Here is a 20,135-nt window from a genome sequence, read left to right as displayed (position 1 = left end):
GGGCGGCGCGTGGCCGCCCTCATAAGATGTAGGGACGTGCGTTTCGCACGTCCGTGGACGTGCCAGAGGCACGTCCCTACAAGGAGACCGACTAGACCGCATGCCCCCCTGGGGTGGCCTGTATTGTAGCCGGCATATCCACCGCGTTTTCGCTGCGGGCTACGGCTAGTGTGCAGATGAGGTCACCCGAGACGTTCATGCAAGTGCGACCCATGTCGACGATGCGGTCAACGCCCATAATAATGCCGATTGCCGAGACCGGCATGCCCACAGACTCAAGCACCATAGCCAGCATAATCATACCGGCACCGGGGACGCCTGCCGTGCCAATGGAGGCTAGGGTCGCAGACACAATGACCATAAGCATTTGGTTAAAGGTGAGGTCTACGCCAAGGAGTTGCGCGAGGAACACTACGGAAACGCCCTGATACAGCGCCGTGCCGTCCATATTGACAGTCGCGCCAAGCGGCAGGGTGAAGGCGCCGATTTCTTTCTTAACGCCTAGGTTCTTTTCGCTGCACTGTAGGGTAACCGGAAGTGTAGCGGCGGAAGAAGCGGTAGTAAAGGCGACCAGCATCGCGGGCGAGATGCGTTTAATCATCTCAATGAGACTAACTCCGCCAAAGAACTTAGCTATGCCGCCATAGACGACGACCAAGTGGATGATTAGCCCGAGGTAGACGACCACAATAAACATGGCGAGGCTCACCAGTATGGCCGGGCCGACGTTAATGACGGTGCGCGCAATCAGCGCAGCGACGCCATAGGGGGCAATTTGCATCACTAAGCCTGTGAGCCAGAGCATGACTTGGTTGAGCCCCTCGAAGACGTTGAGTAGAGGCTTGGCTACGTCGCCGGCTGCGGCTATGCCAACGCCAACTAGCACTGCGAAGATGATAATTTGCAGCATAGCACCGCGGTTAAGGGCGTCAAACGGGTTAACGGGAATCATCTCAATAATCGTGGTCATAATGGGGGGAGCAGGGGTAGCGGTGAATTTCCCTTCTTTTGCCACGTCAACCGCGAGTCCCGGCTGGAAAATGACCGTAAGCGTAATGCCAAGGATAATCGCAATGGCAGTCGTCACGAGATAGAACGACATAATCTTGCCGCCGATGCGACCTACCTTCTTTAGGTCGCCAAGGCTGGCAGTGCCAAGCACTAAGCTAGCGAGCACCAACGGAACTACGAGCATACGAATAGCGCGGATAAAAGCATCACCGACAGGAGAAATGAGGTACGTCATGAGGTTCTTGACGAAGGCGGTTTCGCGCACAAAGTGCAAGAGCAGGCCGATGATGATACCAGCAATGAGGCCGTAGAGAATGCGATTGGCAAGCTTCACTGAGTAACCCTCCTCCTTTATATTTCTGTGCTCCATGAATCTGTTTGGCGCAAATTGAGATGAACTTACGTCCTTCTGACAAGATGTAAGTTTGCTCGTTCACGTAGATTCATATGAGCGCAGTTAACAAAGTATTCGCCAAACTTAGAGGAGTTCCCTGCAAGCAGTTCAAAAGCTCCGCTGCCCGAATGAAGCAAAAAGCTCCGTCCCTTTTGCTTCAAGCGTTTTTGTTGCTCGCGTCACTTGTGCGTGCTATACTATTCAAGTAGTTTCAGAAAAGAGGTGTGTAGCGTGAAGGAGAAGATTCACCCGAATTACCAGAAGGCTTTAGTTACCTGCGCATGTGGCGAATCCTTCGAGTCGGGTTCAATAAAGAAGCAACTTCGGGTTGAGCTCTGCTCGAAATGCCACCCTTTCTTCACCGGCAAACAGAAGTTTGTCGATGCGGGCGGACGAGTAGACCGCTTTAAGAAGAAATACGGCCTAACTGATAAGTAGTAGCACACGAAGCAGAGCGCCGCGCTCTGCTTCGCAGTACTATACGGCTCTGGAAAGGGGCAAGTGATGTGCCTGAGAAGGCTATCGGCGGACAGGCGGTAATGGAAGGCGTGCTCATGCGGCGTGCGAGCGGAGAGCAGGCTATTGCCGTGCGTCGCCCGGACGGAACATGCAGTGTAAGGCACCAAAGTGCCGCATCCCTCGCGTCGCGGTATGCGGTGTTTCGCTTGCCCGTAATTCGCGGCGGCGTGGCACTAGTGGACACGCTAACGGTAGGAATCGACGCGCTGCTCTACAGCGCTAACGAATCGGGCGGCGAAGAAGTCGAGCTCTCTAAGGGCGCGGTCGGCTTCGCGGTCTTTCTTGGGTTAGCGCTAGCCGTAGGGCTATTTATGTTGCTCCCTACCGTGTTGCTGCGTCTGTTTGGCTTAATAGACGCGCAGCCGCTAGTGGCAAACCTCGTCGAGGGCGCGATTCGCCTCAGTATCTTTACTATATATATAGCCGCCGTCTCGTATATGCCCGACATGCGCCGCTTCTTTCAGTACCACGGCGCTGAGCACAAGGCGATTAATTGCTTTGAAGCAGGGCAGGAGCTGACGATTGAGAACGTCCGCCGTCACTCGCGCTTTCACGCGCGCTGCGGCACGTCTTTTTTGCTCGTGGTAATGCTCACGAGCGTGCTCGTGTTCTCGTTCTTTGGCTGGCCTAACGTGTGGGTGCGCATGGCCACGCGGCTGCTCCTCCTGCCGCTAGTGGCAGGGTTGGCCTATGAGATAATTAAGCTCTCGGCGCGTGGCCGCGGTGCATGGCAGTGCGTACTGACGGCGCCCGGCATGGCGCTGCAGCGGGCGACTACCCGCGAACCAGACGACGGCCAAATCGAAGTCGCTATTGCGGCACTGCAGGCCATAAGCCCAAACGGATAAACAACAGGACCTAGGTGAGGTGAGCATACGGATGCTAGAGAAACTGCGCGCGATTAAGAAGCGCTACGACGAGCTGACAGATCTGGTCAGCGACCCCGCGGTCATCGCTCGCCAGAGCGAGTGGCGCACATATGTCAAGGAACAGGCGGGCCTAAACGCCCTTGTCGACGCCTTTAACCGTTACGAGCAGACGCTTAAGGAGCTAGAGCAAGCTAAGGCTGCGCTTACCGGGAGCGACCCGGATTTTCGCTCTATGTTGGAGACGGAAATCGACGCGTTAAAGACAGCGGCAACCGCCCTAGAAGAAGAGATAAGAATTCTGCTGTTGCCCAAAGACCCTAACGACGAAAAGAACGTCATCGTAGAAGTGCGCGCCGGTGCCGGGGGCAACGAGGCCGCAATTTTTGCGGGCGACCTCTTTCGCATGTATAGCCGCTTTGCCGAGCGGCAGGGCTGGAAGACGGAGTTGCTGTCTGCTTCGCTAAGTGACATGGGCGGCTACAAAGAAGTAGTCTTTATGATTGAAGGCAAAGGTGCCTACAGCCAGCTAAAATACGAGAGCGGCGTACACCGCGTGCAGCGCGTGCCGGAAACAGAGGCGAGCGGCCGCATTCACACTTCGACGGCTACCGTAGCTGTGTTGCCGGAGGCCGAGGAAGTAGACATCGAGATTGACCAAAACGACCTGCGTATCGACACCTTCTGTTCTAGCGGGCCGGGCGGGCAATCAGTAAACACCACGTACTCCGCGGTGCGCATTACGCATAACCCCACGGGAGTAGTCGTAAGCATGCAGGATGAAAAATCGCAGATAAAGAACCGCGAAAAGGCCATGCGCGTGCTTCGGGCAAGGCTGCTTGAGCTTGAGCAAGCCAAGCGCGATGCGGAGCTGTCGGAGACTAGGCGCGGGCAGGTAGGTACAGGGGACCGCAGCGAGCGCATTCGCACGTATAATTTCCCGCAGAACCGCGTGTCCGACCACCGCATTAACCTGACGACGCACCGCTTGACCGGGATTTTGGATGGCGATATCACCGAGATAGTCCAGGCACTAACTACGCACGACCAGATGGAGAAACTAGGTTCTCCGCAGTGAAGGTAAAAGCCCTGTGGGATGCCGGCGCGGCCGAGCTTAGCTTAGCGGGTGTTGCCGATGCCTGCTGGCAGGCGGAGCTACTGCTGCGCTCGGTAACTGACCTAAGTCGCGCCGCGTTCCTGGCGTACCCTAGCCGCGAGGTGGACGAGCATGTGGTAGAGCGCTACCGCGAAGCTTTGCGGCAGCGCGCGCTCGGTGTGCCGCTGCAGTACATAATAGGCTATACAGAGTTTTTTGGGCGAGAGTTTCGCGTGACGCCTGCGGTGCTTATTCCGCGCCCTGATACGGAAACGCTAGTCGAGGAAGCGCTGCGGGTGTGTAGGGGTGAATTTGCCAGAACACGCAAACTCACTAGCACTTCGCACTTCGCACTTCGCACTGGGGAATGCGTTAGCGGCACTGCGGAGAATGTATTGCTTGATCTATGTACGGGTTCCGGATGTATCGGGCTGACGCTAGCGGCGGAGGTGCCGGAGCTTCAGGTCTATCTTACGGATATATCGGACGCGGCGTTAGCCGTGGCTGCAGAAAATGCCGCGCGCCTTGGGGTAAGCGACCGCGTGCAGTTTAGGCAAGGGGATCTGTTTGCCCCGGTAGAGGGTATGCGCTTTAGCATGATTACAGCGAATCCGCCGTATATTCCAAGCGCAGAAATTCCAATACTAGCATCGGACGTGCAAAGTGAGCCGCGTATAGCTCTAGAGGGCGGGGAGGACGGCTTGGCGTATTATCGGCGCATTGCCGCTCTGGCTCCTGGCTTTCTTACCCCGGGCGGCTGGTTACTGCTTGAAATAGGCTGTACCCAAGCGGACGAAGTGAAGTCACTCCTTGCCTCGGCGCACTTCACCGAGCTGTTCGTGCGACAAGACCTGGCCGGGCGCGACCGCGTCGTGGGAGGGCGTTTGCCTCTTGACACTAACTCTCGCTAGGCGTACAATTAATCCGAGGAAAATACTCGGTTTTTTTATCGGGCTAATCCCGAGTAATTCTATCGGGTATGCTAGGGGTGAGACCCATGCGGTTATCTACTAAAGGGCAATATGCAGTGCGAGCGATGACGGTAGTAGCCATGCACGAAGAGCAGGGACCGGTGCCGCTGCGTTTTGTCGCCGAGATGGAGGACATTTCGGCGCAGTATCTGGAGCAAATTTTTATGGAGCTGCGACGTGCCAAACTAGTGAGCGGACAGCGCGGCGCAAAAGGCGGCTATACGCTAGCCCGTCCGGCAGAGGACATAACCGCGGGCGACATAGTGCGCGCCGTGGAAGGGCCCATTAAGTTAGTGGATTGCGACCACGCCGGCGGGTGTGAGCGCGTGCATGTCTGTGCTACTCGCGAGCTATGGAACAAGGTATCCGAGAGCATGCGCCAGGTTATGGATGGCGCTACCCTCCGCGACCTAGCGACATGGGCGCGAGAGAAGATGTGAGACACCAGGCGCCAGGAGATTGTCGCTTGTCGCTTGTCGCTTGTCGCTTGAGGGAGAGGGCTCTGAGCGGTGAGCGGTGAGCATTGAGGCTTTAGGCGCTAGGCGTTAGGCTTTAAGGGCTGTGAGCTTTGAGCTGTGAGCTATGATAGAAGGGAAACCGGGCACTACCGCGACACGGCTCTACTGGGCACTGAGCACTAGGCACCCCCCTACCAGCAGCCAGCAGCCAGGAGCTAGCAGCCCTCCATTCAGTTACTAACCAACTCAAGAGGAGGTTCTCACCATGAGAAGAGTTTACTTAGACCATGCCGCTACGACCCCGGTGCATCCGGAGGTAATTGCGGCTATGTTGCCTTATTTTCACAACCACTTTGGCAATCCGTCGAGCGTGCATAGCTTTGGGAGGGATTCGCGCAAAGCGGTAGACGAGGCACGCGAAAAGGTGGCTACGGCCATAGGGGCCGACCCACGCGAGATATTCTTTACGTCGGGCGGCACGGAAGCCGACAATATTGCCATTCAAGGCTTAGCCCTTGCCCGCAACAAGGATGGGCGACATATCATCACGAGTAAAATCGAACACCACGCCGTGCTCGACACGTGCCATTTCCTCGAATCGCAGGGCTATGAGGTTACCTATCTGCCTGTCGACGAGCATGGCTTGGTTAGCGTGGCAGACTTTGAAGCCGCGCTGAGGCCCGACACCATTCTCGCCACGATTATGCACGCTAACAACGAGATGGGCACGATTCAGCCAATCAAAGAAATGGCGGCGATTGCTCGCGCCAAGAAGATAAGCTTTCATACCGACGCCGTGCAGACAGTCGGGAGTATTCCTGTAGACGTAAAGGACCTCGGCGTAGACATGATGTCCTTCTCGGCGCACAAGTTCTACGGCCCGAAGGGGATTGGCGTGCTCTACATTAAGAAAGGCACGCGGGTGAAGCCGCTTTACCACGGCGGCGGGCAAGAGCGCAAGTACAGGCCGGGCACCGAGAACCACGTCGGCATCATCGGCTTGGCGAAAGCGCTTGAGCTTGCGACGGCTGACTTGGCGGAAAGACAGGCGAAAATCTCGGCGCTGCGCGACAAGCTTGCCGCGGGTCTTCTGGCCTTGCCCGAAGTAACGCTTAACGGCCACCCCACACAGCGCCTGCCCGGCAACGTAAACGTAAGCGTGCGCTACGTAGAGGGCGAGTCTTTGATTTTAAGTCTCGATATGCAGGGGATAGCGGTGTCTAGCGGCTCGGCCTGCACATCGGGGTCGCTTGAGCCATCGCACGTGCTCCTGGCCATGGGCTTAACTCACGAACAGGCGCACGGGTCGCTTCGCCTTACTTTAGGCATCGATAACACCGAGGCAGATGTAGACTATGTGCTGTCGGTGATGCCCGCGATAGTGGAGCGGCTGCGGAAGATGTCGCCGCTGTACCGGTGAGAGGTGCCACCGGCCGCCAGCCGCCAGCCGCCAGGGGAACGGGGGGCTCCTAGCTGCTAGCTCCTGGCTACTGGTAGGGAGGTGCCTAGTGCTCAGTGCTCAGTGCCCAGTAGAACGGAGCGCTCCTAGCTGCTAGCTCCTGGCTGCTAGTAGAGGAGAGCGTGCTTCGTGCTTCGTGCTCAGCGGAGGATGGGGCTCTTGGTTCCAGGAGCCAATTACCCCTCGTCGCTCACAGCTCAGAGCTCAAAGCTCATAGCCCGTTCCCCTAACGCCTAACGCCTAACGCCTAACGCCTAAAGCCCAAAAGCTCTCCGTATAAAGCTGGCGGCTGGCGCCTGGCGGCCGGCGGCTCCCTCCCCAAGCTACAAGCGACACTCCCAAATTGACAGGAGGACTTATAAATGAGTATGTATAACGACAAAGTAATGGACCACTTTCAGCGGCCGCGCAACGTCGGCAGTATCGAAGACGCCGACGGCGTGGGCGAGGTAGGCAACATCAGCTGCGGCGACATTATGCGCATGTACATTAAGGTTGACGCAAACGAGCGCATTACCGACATTAAGTTCCAGACCTTTGGCTGCGGAGCTGCTGTAGCTACAAGCAGCATCGTTACCGAGATGGCTATCGGCAAAACTGTAGAAGAGGCGCTCGCCATGACAAACAAAGAGGTGGCCACGTCCCTCGGCGGACTGCCACCCCTAAAGCTACACTGTTCTAACTTGGCCGCCGATGCATTGCACGCAGCGGTGAAGGACTACCTTGCGAGGAAGAGCGCTAAGGGCTTATAGCGTTCAGTGCTCAGTGCTCAGTGCTCAGTGCTCAGTGCTCAGTAGAGGCTGGACTCTCGCGTTCATGACTCGCAAACCGCGAGCTGTGCCCTACTAGGCACTAGGCACTGGGCACTGGGCACTAAGAGCCAACAGCGCTTCCCCCACGTAATGCACGTCGCCTGCTCCCATCGTCAGGAGCAGGTCGCCTGCGCGTAGGCGCGTGCTAAGAAAAGCGGTGGCGTCTTCCAAAGAACCGATGTAATGTACCGAAGACCGCTCGGCCTTAATTTTATCGACTAAGTCCTTTGAGCTTATGCCGTGCGTGTTTCGCTCGCGCGCGGCGTAAATATCTGTAATAATAACCTCGTCTGCGTCACCAAAGCAGACTGCGAATTCGTTAAGCAGAGTTTTGGTGCGGGTGTAGGTGTGCGGTTGAAACACGACAATCACGCGTTTAGGGGCAAGCGCCCGTGCGGCAGCTAGAGTGGCGCGGATTTCGGTGGGGTGGTGCGCGTAGTCGTCAATAATCGTCGCGCCGCCGAACATACCCTTAGTCTGAAAGCGTCGGTGCGTCCCGCGAAATGCCTGTAGCGTTTTGGCCATAGTCGCAAAGGGAATGCCTAAGTGGCTGCCTACCGCGAGGCCGGCCAATGCGTTTAGTATGTTGTGCCGCCCGGGTACACCTAAGGTTACGCGCCCAAGTTGCGCATTGCGGAAGAAAACCGTAAACAGGCTCTCGCCCGAGGGCCGGAGTTCTATCTCTGTCGCCCACCAGTCGGCACCTTGCATGAGGCCATAGGTGGCGACTGGGCACTTTGCGTTAGCCAGGATTTCGCGCACATTTGCGTCGTCGCGGCAGGCGACTAGGAGGCCCTCTGCTGGGATAAGCTTAGCAAAACGCAGGAATGCGGCTTTGACGTGATCGAGGTCGCCGAAATAGTCGAGGTGGTCGGCGTCGATGTTAAGAATCACGCCGAGCATCGGGCGCAGAGCCAGAAACGTCTCGACATATTCGCAGGCTTCTGCCACAAAGTAGTCGCTGCTCCCTACTTTGACGTTGCCGCCGAGCGCGTCGAGTTCGCCGCCTATTAATACGGTCGGGTCAAGGCCCGCGTGTTCACACAAGAGGCCCACTAAGGCCGTGGTCGTCGTCTTGCCGTGCGAGCCGCTTATGGCAATGCCGTACCGCGCTTCTCCCATTAGGGTGCCAAGGAACTCCGCACGCGAAAGAACGGTGGCGTTACTCTCCCTCGCCGCCACGAGTTCTGGGTTATCGGGTTTTATGGCAGCAGTAAACACCACTACTTCGGCACCCAGTACATGCTCTTTGGCGTGGCCTAGGTAAATCGTTGCTCCGTCCTTAATCAGGCGCCGCGTGAGGTCCGACTGTTTTAGGTCTGAGCCGGACACCTGCCAGCCTCGCCTCTGCATGATTAACGCCAGCGCGCTCATGGAGATGCCGTCTATGCCGATGAAGTGGATGCGTCGTGGGGTATGTAGGATCTCTGTATTCATGGTGGCCCTCCCGCCTCCCTTCCTTTTATGATGTCGCGCCAAAGATAGATTATACTATGCTAGAGCGAGTCAATTCGCACATGCGACAACTCGGTCAACATATGTTATCATGTTTCCGTTCAGCAAAACTGTCAAGTCCGTGCATTTCTAAGGAGGAAAATTAGTGCAGATTAACTCAGCCAGACTCGTTGACAACTTTCTTAAACTAGTGCAGATTGACTCCGCACCGCGCGCGGAAGCGAAAATCGCGGCAGAGATTATCCGGCAACTCGCAGGCTTAGGCGTAGCGGCAGAGATGGATAACGCCGGGGCGAAAGTAGGCGGGGACGCGGGAAATGTTATCGCTAGGCTCCCAGGTGACGCCGGCAAGCCGACTATTATGTTCTCGGCCCACATGGATAGAGTAGAGCCCGGGCTTAATATTAAGCCTGTCGTCAAAGACGGCGTAATCTACAGCGACGGGAGCACCATTCTCGCCGCCGACGATGTGGCGGGCATAGCCGCGATTATCGAGGCTATCCATGTCCTAAAAGAGAAGTCAGCGACGCACGGGCCGCTGGAGTTCGTCTTTACCATTGTCGAAGAAGGCGGACTGCACGGCGCCAAGAACCTAGACTACGGCGCACTTAAAGCCGACTTCGGTTTTGCGCTCGACAGCAGCGGCCCCGTAGGCTCGGCCATTGTGCAGGGCCCGGCTCAAGACAAAATAGAAGCCGTCATCTACGGCAAAGCAGCGCATGCCGGTGTTAACCCCGAAGACGGCATCAGCGCCATCGTGGCCGCCAGCCGCGGCATAGCAGAGATGAAGACAGGTCGCTTAGACCACGAGACGACGGCTAATATCGGCACGATCAAGGGCGGTACAGCTACGAACATTGTGACCGATAAAGTAGTAATCCAAGCTGAGGCGCGCAGTCTAAAGAACGAGAAACTAGAGCGCCAGTCGCAGCATATGCGAGAGTGCCTAGAGCGGGGAGCGGCAGAGGTCGGCGCCCGCGCTGAGGTGAAAATAAGCCGCATGTACTCGGCGTTTCGCCTAGATGAAAGCATGCCTGTCATTGCTTTGTTTAAGCGCGCTTGCCGCGAAGTGAATCTTAGGGGCGAGCTAATCCCTTCCGGCGGCGGCAGCGACGCCAATATCTTTAACGCGCACGGCATACCTACGGCTAACATCGGCGTCGGCTATAAGAAGGTGCACACTACAGAGGAGAGCATGGCCATTAGTGACCTCGAGACTGTGGCTCGGCTGACCTTAGCGCTTATTACTAACGCCTAAGTATACCAACCTACGCTCTCCCACTTCCGTGATTGGAGGAAGGCCGCATGGAAAAGTTCAGGCAAGCGATAGCCGAAAAACTTGCGCCGCTGCTTAATATGAGTAGCGAAGCCGCGCGCGCGCTGATGGAGGTGCCGCCTAACCCCGCGTGGGGCGATATCGCCATACCGTGCTTCTCCTTAGCCAAGGTGCTGCGCAAGGCTCCTACCGCCATTGCGGCAGACTTGGCTAACATGCTGGACCTGCGCGGCTTAGCCGATAATGTCGAGGCTAGGGCAGGGTATCTCAACATTACGCTAGAAAAGGCGGCCGTAGCGCGCCACATTATGGAGGGTATCCTTCATGGGGGGGCGTCCTTTGGCTTCACTAACGCGGGCGCGGGAAAAACCGTAGTTATCGACTTCTCCTCGCCTAACATCGCCAAACCGTTTGGCATCGGTCATTTGCGCACTACGGTCATCGGGCACAGCCTCTCGCGCATCTACGGCGAGCTTGGCTACCGCGTAGTACGCGTTAACCACCTTGGCGACTGGGGAACGCAGTTTGGCAAGCTTATCGTAGCTTACAAGCTATTGGCCAAAGACGAAGACCTTACGCATGATCCCATAAGTACGCTGTTTAAAATCTACGTGGAGTTTCACCGCCGCGCCGAGAATCAGCCTGAGCTATTAGAGGAAGCGCGGGTGTGGTTTAAGCGCCTGGAAGCGGGAGACGATGAGGCTAGGTCGCTGTGGCAGCGCTTTGTGGAAGTAAGTCTTAAAGAGTACCAGCGGGTATATGACCTCCTAGGCATAGAGTTTGACTTCTGGCTCGGCGAGAGCTACTATGAGCCCCTGTTAGCTTCAACCGTCGCGGCGATTGAGGCACAAGGGCTTACGACCGTCTCAGAAGGCGCGGTCGTTGTAGACTTAACCGAAGCAGGCATGCCGCCCTGCCTCTTGCGCAAGACTGACGGCGCGACGCTTTACGCCACGCGGGATATTGCGGCAGCTTTATACCGCGACAAAAAGCACCACCCCGAGCTTATGCTCTATGTAGTGGGGCAGGAGCAGACGCTGCACTTTAGGCAGGTAAAGCAGGTTCTCTTAAAGATGGGGGCTCCGGCGGGCGACAAGCTCGTACACGTGCCGTTTGGGCTGTTTAAGTTCCCGGAAGGTAAGATGTCTACGCGTCGCGGCAACGTTATTTTCCTTGAGGACGTGCTCACGCGCGCGATTGAACTTGCGGCCGCGGTGATTCACGCCAAGAATCCTGAGCTAGAGAACAAGCTCGACATCGCGCAGCATGTCGGCGTGGGAGCGGTGGTCTTTGGCGACCTTAAACACGGGCGCATTAAAGATGTTAATTTTGACTGGGACGAAATACTTAACTTCGACGGCGAGACCGGACCTTACGTGCAGTATACACACGCGCGTGCTTGCTCGGTTTTGCGTAAGGCTGCGTTTGACCCGGCTCTTAGCGACGAGGCCGCGCTCACGGACGAGCACGCCTTGCCGCTCATTAAACTCCTAGGGGAGTTCCCACAAGTGGTAGCCCGCAGCGCCGCAGAATTTGAGCCTTCGGTGGTCGCGCGCTACGTGCTAGATGTCGCCTCCCTCTTTAACCGCTATTACCACCATGTGCGCATTATCGGGGAGGATAAAGACAGTTCGAGGACGCGTCTCGCGATTGTGAGCGCGACGCAGCGGATACTAGCGCGCGGCTTGTATCTCCTAGGTGTGACCGCAGTAGACAAAATGTAGCGATAACTCGAAAGGACGGGTCTTAATGCCTGAGTGGAGTGCGGGAGGTATCGTCTTTTGGGGCAGGCAGGTCTTAGTCCTCACCAACTTTCGCGGGGACGCGGTCTTTCCCAAAGGGCACCTTGAGCGTGGGGAGACGCCTGAACAAGCGGCGCTGCGCGAGGTGTTTGAGGAAGCGGGCATTCGCCCGCAGCTCTTAGCTCCGTTAGGCACTACCGAGTATACCGTCTTTTCACCTAAAGACAGAACGCGCCATCAAAAGACGGTGTATTGGTTTCTGATGCAGGCGGAAACGAACTTTATCAAGTGCGATGGCTACGAAATAATCGCCGGACAATACGTCACCCTCGAGCAGGCGGAGCGCATGTTGACCTACGACCTAGACCGTGAGAAACTAGTTTTAGCCTATGAAGAACTGCGGCGGCACCTTTCGGAGTGTTGAAAGCGAGGTCAAGCTATGCACATTAACCGTATCGAGACGTTAGCGGCAAACTTGCGGCAGCGAGGCATCTCTGCCGCGGCAGTTTTGCCGAGCGCGGGCTTGTTTTATCTCACAGGTATGTCGGCTACCTTAAGCGAGCGTCCTCTGCTCTTCGTTTTTACGGCAGCGGGCGAGGCTATGGCGGTGTGCCCGGCCTTTGAGGCGGAACGCGTGCGTAGAGACTCCGGCGTGCTGGAGCTATTAACCTATACAGACGAAGAGGGCGGGGCAGCCGGGTTTGCGCGGTTAGCTGCGCGCCTTCCGCAGATTAAAGTCGTGGCTATGGAGTTTCAGGCGGCGAGGTTGTTAGAGTATAAGCTCTTAGAGAGTGCTTGCGGTGTTACGGACCTGACGGACCTGCGGCCGATTTTAGCTGCGCAGCGCATGCGCAAAGAGCCGGCCGAAATTAACAAGCTGCAGCAAGCAGCGCAGCTCGCCGACGCCGCTATGGCTGTGGTGGAACGAAACATCGCGCTAGGTGTTACCGAAATACAGATTGCCGAGGCGGTCGAGGCATATGTCAAAGCGCGGGGCGGGCGCATGTCTTTTGTGAGCATTATCGCGGGGGAGCGCACGGCGCTACCGCACGCCTCTACCGGTAGTCGGCCGCTTCATCCTGGGGACGTGGTGGTCGCAGACCTTGGCTGTGTGGTGGATGGCTACACAAGCGATATTACGCGCACCTTCCTGTTAGAGGGTGCTCCGGCGCAACTTGAGCGAATTGGGGCGGTTGTCTTTGAGGCAAACCGGTTAGCGAGCGAAGCCGTGGGCGTAAATGTAGAGGCTGGCTACATAGACGATGTAGCGCGAGAATGCATTACGCAGGCAGGATACGGGCAGTTCTTTACGCATCGCACCGGCCACGGGCTAGGCCTAGAGGTACATGAGGAGCCATACATTGTTGGCGGCAGCAAGGAGAGACTGCAGATAGGGCATACGTTTACGATTGAACCGGGGATTTATCTGCCCGGCGTCGGCGGCGTGCGCATTGAAGACGACGTGTGTGTCACGGCTACCGGCGCCTTAAGCCTGACGACTTATCCGCGCGCGGTTAAAGTGGTTAAATAGCTATGCTCGACAGGCTGAACCAGAGCTTAGGGGGCGCGCTTAGTTTCGACGAGCCGATGAACAGGCATACTTCGTTTCGCATCGGCGGACCGGCGGATGCCTTGTTTATTCCGCGCGACGCCGGCGAGCTGAGGAAGGCGCTGAAATCGGCGCAGAAGCTTGACATTCCGGTAACCGTCATCGGCAACGGCAGCAACCTGCTTGTGCGTGACGGCGGGATTAGAGGCTTGGTTATTAAGCTGTCGGGCACCTTAGACTACGTGCATGTACTGGGGACTGATTTGCGCGCCGGCTGCGGCGTCCTGCTCTCGACGCTCTCGCATGTGGCGGTAGAGGCGGGGCTTAGGGGGCTTGAGTTTGCCGCAGGCATCCCGGGCACGCTGGGTGGGGCGCTCAGCATGAATGCGGGGGCCTACGACGGTGAGATGAAGGATGTAGTCAGCGCAGTGCGGGCTCTGACGCTTGCGGGAGATGAAGTAGAGCTTCGCGGCGAGGAACTAGCCTTTGGTTACCGTCACAGCGCGCTTAAGGCGCGCGACCTCGTGGCTGTTGAGGCGACGTTAGCACTCACGCCGGGCGATAAAGAGGTAAGCTTGGCTAGGATAGCCGAGCTCAACCGTTTACGGCGCGAAAAGCAGCCGATTGCGCTGCCTAGCGCGGGTAGCGTCTTTAAACGGCCGCCGGGGCACTTTGCGGGCAGGCTAATCGAGCAGGCTGGGCTTAAGGGGTGCCGCATTGGCGATGCGGAGGTATCGACTTTGCACGCCGGGTTTATCGTGAACGTAGGCAATGCTACGGCGCGCGACGTGCTGGATCTCATTTTTCATGTGCAGTCAAAGGTGCGCGAGCAAAGCGGCGTCACGTTAGAACCTGAGGTGCGCATTGTAGGCGAGGACATGGATTTATAATGTGAAAGAGGGTGAGCGCAAAATGGCGAGTGTAACAGGAGCAAAGGCGAGCGAGCTTTACCTTGGGGGCTACAACTGCGCAGAGGCCGCGTGGCTTGCTCTTAGCCAAGACCTCGACGCGGAGAGACAAGCCTTTGGACTGCGCCTTAGCTCCGGCTTCGGCGGCGGGGCGGCGTGTGGGAGTTTGTGTGGCGCGGTGGCCGGAACGGTAATGGCGATTGGGCGCTGGTACGGCAGGGAGTTAGGCGGCGCGAGAGCCGAGGACGCCAACAAACTGACCAAAGCGCTCGTGGAGGCAGTACGGGCGAAATACGGCTCGATTGACTGTGCAGACATGAAGCCGAAGGTCGAAAACTATCGCGAGACGTGTGCCGAGTACGTGGCGTTTTGTGTAGAGAAAGCCGAGGAGTTAATGGACAAGGGCATAGAAGACGACGACTGTGGCTGAGGGTAAGCTTTAGCGCGGTCGCGCAAAAAAGGCTGCCTAGATAAACTAGGCAGCTGCATATTTTAGTGGTCGGGGCGACACGATTTGAACGTGCGGCCTCACGGTCCCGAACCGTGCGCTCTACCAAGCTGAGCCACGCCCCGATGTGCGTGTAACCATTATAGCACTAAGAAAAAAAAAGACAACCACGGCAGGAGTATTCGCACTAAATGTCAAATTATACAGCGATGTAAACTGGAGGTGTCCCGGCATGTATAACAAACTCTGTCCCTGGTGCGAGCGACGTTCGTATTCGGCTACAACGGCGGGTATTTGGAATTGCCCGTATTGCGGGGAGGACATTACGAGCGCGCCGGCTGCCACCGGGTACACCGTGCTTCCGCCCGAACCGGAGCCCAAATCAGACCCAAAGAAGGAGGCAAGCGACAAGGGTCGCTAAGTGGCACATGCGCATTAGGAATATCGTAGTTTCGCCCCCGCTTGTGGCTGCGCCCATGGCGGGGATTTCCGACCAAGCGAATCGTTTGCTAGCCCACGAGTTTGGCGCGGCTTTGGTTGTAAGCGAAATGGTTAGCTGTAAAGGCATAATCTACGACCAAGCGAAGACGTGGGAGCTCCTGACTATGGAGAGAGATGAGCCGCTGTCTGTACAGCTCTTTGGCAGCGACCCGGCAGAAGTGGCGGAAGCGGCGGCCGTTGTGGCGGAGAAGATAAAGCCCTTGGCGATAGACATTAACATGGGATGCCCGACGCCTAAGATTGTAAAGTCGGGGGATGGGGCGGCTTTGTTGCTTAACCCGAAACTAGCAGGCGATATTGTGCGCCGCACTGTGGCGGCTGTTAAGATTCCGGTCACGGTCAAGACACGCAAGGCTTGGGACGCTAATTCACCTAGCTGTCTTGGCCTAGTGCACGAGGTTCTGGAGGCCGGGGCGGCGGCCATTACTATCCACGGGCGTACGCGCGACCAGTTCTACTCGGGAAAGGCTGACTGGGGCATAATCCGCGAGGTAAAAGCAGCCGTAGGTGTGCCTGTGATTGGCAATGGCGATGTCACTTCGGCCAAAGAGGCGCTGCGCATGCTAGAGGTCACCGGGTGTGACGCGGTGATGGTCGGTCGCGCGGCCATCGGCAACCCATGGCTTTATCGGGATATTTCGCGTGCGCTACAGGGACTGCCGCCGCTTGACCCGCCTCTTTTGGCTGAGCGGCTAAGCGTAGCGCGGCGGCACCTCGCCATGGCGGTTGAGCGAAAAGGAGAGTATCGCGGCATTAGGGAAATGCGTCTGCAGTTAGCGTGGTACATCAAAGGACTGCCGCGGGCGGCGCGCTTGCGCGACGCAATAAACAAGGCCGACAGCGTCGCCGAGGTAGACAGAATCTTTGCCGCGATTCTGGCGGATGAATAACTAAATAGCCGACGCGCCCTAGGGCGCGTTTTTCTTATTTTGCGTGCAAAGTTGATCGCTATCTGGTAGAATCAGTGTATACAATCTTGTGCACAGGAGGAGTCGCCATGCCGTATGTAAGGGTTGGGGATAAACTTGTGAGCCGCGATAAGATTATGCGCACCGTAGATAAAATTCTCGAGCGCAGATCTACCGGCATGTCCCAACAGGAAGTGGCTTACGAAATGAACATCGACCGCAGCTTTATCTCGCGCATCGAAACCATGGGTGAGTTGCGCAAAGGCGGCAAGGTTGCGCTGATTGGCTTCCCTATCTTGAACAAGGCTGAGATAGAGAGTGTCGCGCTGGAATTCGGTGTCGACCACATTTTTCTGATGACGGAAGAAGAGCGATGGACTTGGGTGCGCTCTAAGAACGGCACTGAGCTCTTAAACGAAATTATGGAACTCGTCGCAACCGTGCGCGCCTTTGACACGGTCATCCTCATCGGCTCTAATATGCGCATAAAACTTGCCGAAGCCCTGGTAGATAAGCAGCTAATTCCTATCGCCATCGGCGAGACGCCGCTACGCGAAGACAAGTACGTTCCTCCCGAGTTACTAAGCAACTTGCTGCAGGGCCTCAAGGTCAGTGCCCAGTGCTCAGTGCCCAGTGCTCAGTAGAGTGGAGCGCCGGCCATTCCGCCGCGCCTCACCGCTCACAGCTCACCGCTCACAGCTCACCGCTCACAGCTCAAAGGAGGCGCGCCATGAAACGCATAATCAGTGTAAGCCTTGGGTCGTCTAAACGAAACCATGCCGTAGAGGCAGAGCTACTTGGCGAGCGCTGCGTCATTGAGCGCATCGGCACGGATGGCAACTTAAAGCGGGCCATAGAGCTTGTTAAGCAGCTTGACGGCAAGGTAGACGCCTTTGGCATGGGCGGCATCGACCTCTACGTGCAGGCAGGCGGTAGGCGCTACATGCTCCGCGAGGCCAAGCAGATTGCGCGCGCGGCGCGAATAACGCCAATTGTCGACGGCACCGGCCTAAAAGACACGCTAGAACGCAAGACTGTAGCCTTTCTCGACAAGCAATACGGGCTGACGCTATTAAGACGCAAAGTTCTCATGATGTGCGCGGTTGACCGGTTCGGTATGGCGGAAGCGTTTGCGGCGCACGGAGCTGACCTAACACTCGGAGATCTCATCTTTACCGTAGGGTTGCCAATTCCGCTGCGCAGTTTGCGCGCCTTAGCCACCGCAGCCCGTGTGCTAGGTCCCATCTTGACACAACTGCCCTTGCGCTACCTCTATCCTACCGGAGCGGCGCAAGAGATAACCGTCCGCCGCGGCGAACATTTCTTTGCCGACAACGAGCTTATCGCCGGTGATTTTCACTTTATCCGGCGCTTTATGCCCGCAAGCTTGGCAGGAAAAATCATTATCACCAACACTATCACTAAGGAAGACATCGCCCTCTTAAAGGCGCGCGGGGTCAAGATGCTGGTTACGACCACGCCGGAGTTTAACGGGCGCTCCTTTGGCACTAACGTAATGGAAGCCTTGCTTGTGGCGCTATCCGGCAGGCCGCAAGTCGCCCTCACAGCCCATGACTATGAGGCGCTCTTAGATAGGCTAGCGTTCCGGCCGCGCATTGAAGAGCTGAATGTGACGGGAGGTTAGGTATGGCGAAGTTTGCATTTATACTGCATCCCATTGTGGCTGACGACATCGCCCGCAAGTTTAAGTTCACGGCGCGGTGGCCTGACAGCTGGAAAGAAAAGTTTGTCAGCTTTATGCCGCCGTTAAAAGTGTCGCATATTACGGGCGTGCGCTCCGAGCATGCTGCGACCGAAGGCTATTTCGTGGCGTGTCCGTTAACATCGCGGCAGCTACTTGGCGCAGTGTCGGCCGCGGATGCCATGAAGAAGATTGTTTGGGCCGGGCGAATCGCGGAAAGGCTAGGAGCGGACATTGTGGGACTCGGTGCCCTTACCTCTGTCGTTGGAGATGCCGGCATTACCGTAGCCGATAATTTAAATATTGGCGTTACCACCGGCAATAGCTACACTGTGGCCACTGCCGTAATGGCCTCTCGTTTGGCGGCCAAGAAGATGGGTATAGAGGTGAAAGATGCCCATGTTGTTGTGGTTGGGGCGACGGGTTCTATCGGGCAGGTATGTGCGCGGTTGATGGCCAAAGAGGCGAGGCAGCTTACCTTGGTGGCACGCAACCTTGAGCGCTTAACGCAGGTTGCTAAACGCATCGTCGACGAAAGCGGTATAACTCCCGCGGTTACCGCAGATGTTAACGCTAGCCTTACTACTGCTGATATCGTAATCGCGGTGACGAGTGCGCTCGACTGCGTAGTTGACCCAAGGCTGCTGAAGCCCGGCGCGATAGTTTGTGACGTAGCGCGTCCGCGCGATGTATCGGAAGAGGTCGCTAAGTTGCGTCAGGACGTTTTAATTGTTGATGGCGGTGTGGTAGAAGTGCCGGGAGACGTAAACTTCCGTTTTAACTTTGGTTTCCCGCCACGCACGTCTTACGCCTGCATGGCCGAGACGATGGTACTAGCACTTGAGGGCAAAGTCGGAGACTATTCATTGGGACGGGACATTAAGCCGGAGCAGGTAGAGGAAATTACGCGCCTAGCAGAGAAACATGGGTTTAAGTTAGCCGGGTTTAGGAGCTTTGAACGCGCGGTAACCGACGAAAGAATCGCCGAGATTCGCGCGCGCGCCGGGTTGCGTTGACAATTGCCTGGGGCGTAAATATAATTCAGCATAGAATCATGCCAGTAGGGAGAAAGAGGGTTGGCTAATTGAGCGAGAAAGAAGTCTTGTTGACGGCGGAAGGGCGTAAAAAACTCGAGGATGAGCTCGAACATTTAAAGATGTCTAAGCGTCCGGAGGTCGCTGAGCGTATTCGCGAGGCGATTGGGCACGGCGACATTTCGGAGAACAGTGAGTACGACGACGCAAAAAACGAACAAGCTTTTGTGGAAGGCCGCATTCTCACGCTTGAAAGCATGCTGCGCAACGCGCGCCTCATTGATACAACGGAGCTCGATCACACTGTCGTGGGCGTAGGCTCCACTGTTATATTGTATGATGTGGAAGCAGAGGAAGAGTTAGAGTATACTTTGGTGGGTTCCGCGGAAGCTAGCCCGCTGCAACATAAGATTAGTAATGAGTCGCCGGTAGGACGCGCTGTAATGGGCAAGAAGGTCGGTGACACGGTCGAAGTGTCTGTTCCCGTGGGAATGCTTAAATACGAGGTGCGCGAGATTAGGTAATTTTGTTTTGCGTTTGCTGTTGCAAAGTATTTTATGGCGTGTTAAACTAAATCTCGTGTCGCCGCTTCTTAGGCAGCTCAGTGCTCAGTGCCTAGTGCCTAGTGCCTAGTGCCTAGTGCGACATTGATCCTTGAAAACTGAACAATGCAGGCGCAATTGGGAGATGAGAGCTGTGAGCTTTGAGCTGTGAGCTGAGATGCCCGGATTGCGCGTAAGGATGAAATTAAACAAAACCTCGTTTCTTTGAAATTAAAGCGAGCCAAATCGCTTTCTGAAATTTTTTCGGAGAGTTTGATCCTGGCTCAGGACGAACGCTGGCGGCATGCCTAATACATGCAAGTCGAACGAACTAGAGGTTAGAGATTAGAGGTTAGAAGTTAGACGCAGGAGTTTTCCTCGTTCTAACATCTGACTTCCAACCTCTAACTTCTAGTTAGTGGCGGACGGGTGAGTAACGCGTGGGCAACCTGCCCCAAAGCTCGGGATAACACTCCGAAAGGAG

General features: G+C 56.5%; 21 protein-coding genes, 1 tRNA gene and 1 rRNA gene. 20 read left to right on the top strand and 3 right to left on the bottom strand.

The genetic code is table 11. The features are described from left to right. Nucleotides 1-91: 91 nt before the first annotated feature. Nucleotides 92-1,345, bottom strand: coding sequence for a dicarboxylate/amino acid:cation symporter (locus KGZ66_00115; GenBank protein ID MBS3984000.1), 1,254 nt, complete (start codon nucleotides 1,343-1,345; stop codon nucleotides 92-94). Between the two features lie 291 nt (nucleotides 1,346-1,636). Between KGZ66_00115 and rpmE the strand changes: the two genes are divergently transcribed. The 7 genes from rpmE (at nucleotide 1,637) to nifU (ending at nucleotide 7,526) form a co-directional block, all read left to right on the top strand. After that, complete coding sequence (gene rpmE / locus KGZ66_00110; protein ID MBS3983999.1) at nucleotides 1,637-1,843, top strand: 50S ribosomal protein L31; 207 nt, start codon at nucleotides 1,637-1,639, stop codon at nucleotides 1,841-1,843. Nucleotides 1,844-1,911: 68 nt separating this feature from the next. Then, nucleotides 1,912-2,772: a DUF1385 domain-containing protein gene (locus KGZ66_00105; protein MBS3983998.1), complete on the top strand. Its 861-nt coding sequence runs from the start codon at nucleotides 1,912-1,914 to the stop codon at nucleotides 2,770-2,772. A 31-nt stretch (nucleotides 2,773-2,803) separates the two neighbouring features. Beyond that, entirely contained in the window at nucleotides 2,804-3,868 is a 1,065-nt protein-coding gene (prfA, locus tag KGZ66_00100; protein MBS3983997.1) for a peptide chain release factor 1, read from the top strand. Further along, nucleotides 3,865-4,797: a peptide chain release factor N(5)-glutamine methyltransferase gene (gene prmC / locus KGZ66_00095; GenBank protein ID MBS3983996.1), complete on the top strand. Its 933-nt coding sequence runs from the start codon at nucleotides 3,865-3,867 to the stop codon at nucleotides 4,795-4,797. Before prfA ends, prmC begins: the two co-directional genes overlap by 4 nt. A gap of 86 nt (nucleotides 4,798-4,883) precedes the next feature. After that, nucleotides 4,884-5,297 carry an Rrf2 family transcriptional regulator gene (locus tag KGZ66_00090; GenBank protein ID MBS3983995.1) on the top strand — a complete coding sequence of 138 codons (414 nt, stop codon included), beginning with the start codon at nucleotides 4,884-4,886 and terminating at the stop codon, nucleotides 5,295-5,297. A gap of 283 nt (nucleotides 5,298-5,580) precedes the next feature. Then, nucleotides 5,581-6,735 (top strand): cysteine desulfurase NifS, encoded by a 1,155-nt coding sequence (nifS, locus tag KGZ66_00085; GenBank protein ID MBS3983994.1) that lies wholly within the window; start codon nucleotides 5,581-5,583, stop codon nucleotides 6,733-6,735. 407 nt (nucleotides 6,736-7,142) lie between these two features. Then, nucleotides 7,143-7,526, top strand: a complete 384-nt coding sequence (gene nifU, locus KGZ66_00080) for a Fe-S cluster assembly scaffold protein NifU (protein ID MBS3983993.1) — start codon at nucleotides 7,143-7,145, stop codon at nucleotides 7,524-7,526. A gap of 93 nt (nucleotides 7,527-7,619) precedes the next feature. Here the strand turns inward: nifU and KGZ66_00075 are convergent, their stop codons facing one another. Then, complete coding sequence (locus tag KGZ66_00075; protein ID MBS3983992.1) at nucleotides 7,620-9,023, bottom strand: UDP-N-acetylmuramate--L-alanine ligase; 1,404 nt, start codon at nucleotides 9,021-9,023, stop codon at nucleotides 7,620-7,622. 163 nt (nucleotides 9,024-9,186) lie between these two features. Here KGZ66_00075 and KGZ66_00070 point away from each other — a divergent pair, with 163 nt between their 5' ends. Genes KGZ66_00070 through KGZ66_00045 form a run of 6 tightly spaced genes read left to right on the top strand, consistent with a single transcriptional unit; the run spans nucleotide 9,187 to nucleotide 14,946 of the window. Beyond that, nucleotides 9,187-10,299 carry a M20/M25/M40 family metallo-hydrolase gene (locus KGZ66_00070; protein MBS3983991.1) on the top strand — a complete coding sequence of 371 codons (1,113 nt, stop codon included), beginning with the start codon at nucleotides 9,187-9,189 and terminating at the stop codon, nucleotides 10,297-10,299. A 47-nt stretch (nucleotides 10,300-10,346) separates the two neighbouring features. Further along, entirely contained in the window at nucleotides 10,347-12,041 is a 1,695-nt protein-coding gene (gene argS / locus KGZ66_00065) for an arginine--tRNA ligase (protein MBS3983990.1), read from the top strand. A gap of 25 nt (nucleotides 12,042-12,066) precedes the next feature. Next, the gene (locus KGZ66_00060) at nucleotides 12,067-12,483 is read left to right on the top strand and encodes an NUDIX hydrolase (GenBank protein MBS3983989.1); all 417 of its coding nucleotides are present in this window, start codon (nucleotides 12,067-12,069) and stop codon (nucleotides 12,481-12,483) included. A gap of 15 nt (nucleotides 12,484-12,498) precedes the next feature. Further along, complete coding sequence (locus tag KGZ66_00055) at nucleotides 12,499-13,590, top strand: aminopeptidase P family protein (protein ID MBS3983988.1); 1,092 nt, start codon at nucleotides 12,499-12,501, stop codon at nucleotides 13,588-13,590. A 2-nt stretch (nucleotides 13,591-13,592) separates the two neighbouring features. Beyond that, on the top strand, nucleotides 13,593-14,498 hold the full coding sequence (gene murB, locus KGZ66_00050) for a UDP-N-acetylmuramate dehydrogenase (protein ID MBS3983987.1): 906 nt from the start codon (nucleotides 13,593-13,595) through the stop codon (nucleotides 14,496-14,498). 22 nt (nucleotides 14,499-14,520) lie between these two features. Continuing rightward, nucleotides 14,521-14,946, top strand: a complete 426-nt coding sequence (locus KGZ66_00045; protein ID MBS3983986.1) for a C-GCAxxG-C-C family protein — start codon at nucleotides 14,521-14,523, stop codon at nucleotides 14,944-14,946. Between the two features lie 66 nt (nucleotides 14,947-15,012). Here the strand turns inward: KGZ66_00045 and KGZ66_00040 are convergent. Continuing rightward, a tRNA-Pro gene (locus KGZ66_00040) sits at nucleotides 15,013-15,089 on the bottom strand. A gap of 107 nt (nucleotides 15,090-15,196) precedes the next feature. On the opposite strand from KGZ66_00040, the gene KGZ66_00035 reads away from it, so the two are divergent. From KGZ66_00035 to KGZ66_00005, 7 genes are all read left to right on the top strand, one after another. Beyond that, complete coding sequence (locus tag KGZ66_00035) at nucleotides 15,197-15,385, top strand: hypothetical protein (GenBank protein ID MBS3983985.1); 189 nt, start codon at nucleotides 15,197-15,199, stop codon at nucleotides 15,383-15,385. A 7-nt stretch (nucleotides 15,386-15,392) separates the two neighbouring features. Continuing rightward, entirely contained in the window at nucleotides 15,393-16,355 is a 963-nt protein-coding gene (dusB, locus tag KGZ66_00030) for a tRNA dihydrouridine synthase DusB (protein MBS3983984.1), read from the top strand. A gap of 107 nt (nucleotides 16,356-16,462) precedes the next feature. Then, complete coding sequence (locus KGZ66_00025) at nucleotides 16,463-17,017, top strand: helix-turn-helix transcriptional regulator (GenBank protein ID MBS3983983.1); 555 nt, start codon at nucleotides 16,463-16,465, stop codon at nucleotides 17,015-17,017. A gap of 86 nt (nucleotides 17,018-17,103) precedes the next feature. Continuing rightward, the gene (locus tag KGZ66_00020; GenBank protein ID MBS3983982.1) at nucleotides 17,104-18,018 is read left to right on the top strand and encodes a quinate 5-dehydrogenase; all 915 of its coding nucleotides are present in this window, start codon (nucleotides 17,104-17,106) and stop codon (nucleotides 18,016-18,018) included. Between the two features lie 2 nt (nucleotides 18,019-18,020). Next, complete coding sequence (locus tag KGZ66_00015; protein ID MBS3983981.1) at nucleotides 18,021-19,091, top strand: shikimate dehydrogenase; 1,071 nt, start codon at nucleotides 18,021-18,023, stop codon at nucleotides 19,089-19,091. A 68-nt stretch (nucleotides 19,092-19,159) separates the two neighbouring features. Continuing rightward, complete coding sequence (gene greA, locus KGZ66_00010) at nucleotides 19,160-19,633, top strand: transcription elongation factor GreA (protein ID MBS3983980.1); 474 nt, start codon at nucleotides 19,160-19,162, stop codon at nucleotides 19,631-19,633. Between the two features lie 279 nt (nucleotides 19,634-19,912). Next, nucleotides 19,913-20,135 (top strand): 16S ribosomal RNA (locus KGZ66_00005); the annotation flags it as partial.

Source organism: Selenomonadales bacterium, assembly GCA_018335585.1.
Taxonomy (GTDB): Bacteria; Bacillota; UBA994; order UBA994; family UBA994; genus UBA994.
This window is presented reverse-complemented; position numbering and strand designations above follow the sequence as displayed.

What these genes read in the sequence shown, in the direction of transcription:
- prfA (MBS3983997.1), top strand. Translation starts at nt 2,804, where the DNA reads ATGCTAGAGAAACTGCGCGCGATTAAGAAGCGCTACGACGAGCTGACA.
- KGZ66_00090 (MBS3983995.1), top strand. Translation starts at nt 4,884, where the DNA reads ATGCGGTTATCTACTAAAGGGCAATATGCAGTGCGAGCGATGACGGTA.
- nifS (MBS3983994.1), top strand. Translation starts at nt 5,581, where the DNA reads ATGAGAAGAGTTTACTTAGACCATGCCGCTACGACCCCGGTGCATCCG.
- nifU (MBS3983993.1), top strand. Translation starts at nt 7,143, where the DNA reads ATGTATAACGACAAAGTAATGGACCACTTTCAGCGGCCGCGCAACGTC.
- KGZ66_00075 (MBS3983992.1), bottom strand. Translation starts at nt 9,023, where the DNA reads ATGAATACAGAGATCCTACATACCCCACGACGCATCCACTTCATCGGC.
- argS (MBS3983990.1), top strand. Translation starts at nt 10,347, where the DNA reads ATGGAAAAGTTCAGGCAAGCGATAGCCGAAAAACTTGCGCCGCTGCTT.
- KGZ66_00060 (MBS3983989.1), top strand. Translation starts at nt 12,067, where the DNA reads ATGCCTGAGTGGAGTGCGGGAGGTATCGTCTTTTGGGGCAGGCAGGTC.
- KGZ66_00055 (MBS3983988.1), top strand. Translation starts at nt 12,499, where the DNA reads ATGCACATTAACCGTATCGAGACGTTAGCGGCAAACTTGCGGCAGCGA.
- murB (MBS3983987.1), top strand. Translation starts at nt 13,593, where the DNA reads ATGCTCGACAGGCTGAACCAGAGCTTAGGGGGCGCGCTTAGTTTCGAC.
- KGZ66_00045 (MBS3983986.1), top strand. Translation starts at nt 14,521, where the DNA reads ATGGCGAGTGTAACAGGAGCAAAGGCGAGCGAGCTTTACCTTGGGGGC.
- KGZ66_00035 (MBS3983985.1), top strand. Translation starts at nt 15,197, where the DNA reads ATGTATAACAAACTCTGTCCCTGGTGCGAGCGACGTTCGTATTCGGCT.
- dusB (MBS3983984.1), top strand. Translation starts at nt 15,393, where the DNA reads ATGCGCATTAGGAATATCGTAGTTTCGCCCCCGCTTGTGGCTGCGCCC.
- KGZ66_00025 (MBS3983983.1), top strand. Translation starts at nt 16,463, where the DNA reads ATGCCGTATGTAAGGGTTGGGGATAAACTTGTGAGCCGCGATAAGATT.
- KGZ66_00020 (MBS3983982.1), top strand. Translation starts at nt 17,104, where the DNA reads ATGAAACGCATAATCAGTGTAAGCCTTGGGTCGTCTAAACGAAACCAT.
- KGZ66_00015 (MBS3983981.1), top strand. Translation starts at nt 18,021, where the DNA reads ATGGCGAAGTTTGCATTTATACTGCATCCCATTGTGGCTGACGACATC.